The organism is Escherichia sp. MOD1-EC6475 (genome assembly GCF_003046645.1).
Classification (GTDB): Bacteria; Pseudomonadota; Gammaproteobacteria; order Enterobacterales; family Enterobacteriaceae; genus Escherichia; species Escherichia ruysiae.
In genome coordinates this window covers 1-1,195 of record NZ_PZKQ01000008.1, presented here as the reverse complement: position 1 = coordinate 1,195, position 1,195 = coordinate 1, and the positions used below count along the sequence as shown (strand labels likewise).

At 43.1% G+C, this 1,195-nt stretch carries 1 protein-coding gene and 1 pseudogene; one reads left to right on the top strand and one right to left on the bottom strand.

Annotation, left to right across the window (positions count from 1 at the left end; all coding sequences use genetic code 11):
* Window positions 1–178: IS1 family transposase (locus A7589_RS01715; protein WP_000663719.1), on the top strand; the 178-nt coding region annotated here is incomplete at its 5' end.
* A gap of 10 nt (window positions 179–188) precedes the next feature.
* Here the strand turns inward: A7589_RS01715 and A7589_RS01710 are convergent.
* A pseudogene (locus A7589_RS01710) lies at window positions 189–1,195 on the bottom strand (cellulose biosynthesis cyclic di-GMP-binding regulatory protein BcsB); the annotation flags it as partial.

The following is a 1,195-nucleotide window of genomic DNA, read 5'->3' as shown; positions in this document are numbered from 1 at the left end:
CCTGAAGGGAAAGCTGCACGTAATCAGCAAGCGATATACGCAGCGAATTGAGCGGCATAACCTGAATCTGAGGCAGCACCTGGCACGGCTGGGACGGAAGTCGCTGTCGTTCTCAAAATCGGTGGAGCTGCATGACAAAGTCATCGGGCATTATCTGAACATAAAACACTATCAATAAGTTGGAGTCATTACCATGCATTGTTAAGTAGCGCATCGCCGCGTGATCCCTCTGACATTAAAGCAATTACGCTACGTTGGGTATGATATGGAGACTGAAAACCAACTATCGCCGCCATTGGCAATGGAGAATTTATGGTTGTTTGTATTTCAGGTTTTTGATCGTCGTTATCTGTCATAATTTTGGCGTAATCGGAGTGCCGTATTGGGCTTTTTACCCAACTTGTTGTTGCCTCAATGAGCAGATTAATTTGTTGATTGTCTGCAAATTCTTGCGGAAGTGTTCCTATCAACAGAATATCTGAATCCTTGCCCTGGACAGAACCTATATCATCAGTAATTGTCAGATTAATTGCCGGAAACCCAGTCTGAGCACCAATCAGTCCAAGGGTATTTAATAATGTTTCAACTTGCGTTGTGCCAGGATTTTCAGGCATAACCACAACCGTTTCTGATAGATCGGCCATGCGGCTAAATGGAAAGCCTGAGCTGGAAAAAGCGCGTAAATCTGGCATTGCGATAAAGTGATGGTACTTTGAAAAATCGATAGTGGAATCATCTGCAATAACCGCATGATTTTTTAGAGGCCGGGAAATAATACAGCTATCGGCATCAGAGCGCGGCATAGTATTAACGTACTCGAAATTAAATCGCAATTGATTAAGCGCCCCTAACGTCAGCGCAGGAATGTTAATTTCATTATTACCATCCAACAATTCTTGCAATAACGGTAAACGTAACAACAACCTATCAGTAGCAGATTTCGGACTTAGCCGGAAAGATTCAAGGTACTGGTTATTAAGGCTGACATCCATGCGTGAACCACCTATCGTTGGCGTGGTATAACGATAGTTAATCTTCATATCAACCCCACGATTACGCAATAGAAAGAGATCAGGTGGCAAATTAAATGAAACATTAATTGTCGCAGACTCCAGGGCACTTGCCTGTAACTGCCCGTCATAATTTTTAAGCTCTGCGAAAGTTACAGGACGATCAGGGTAATGACTCCAACTTA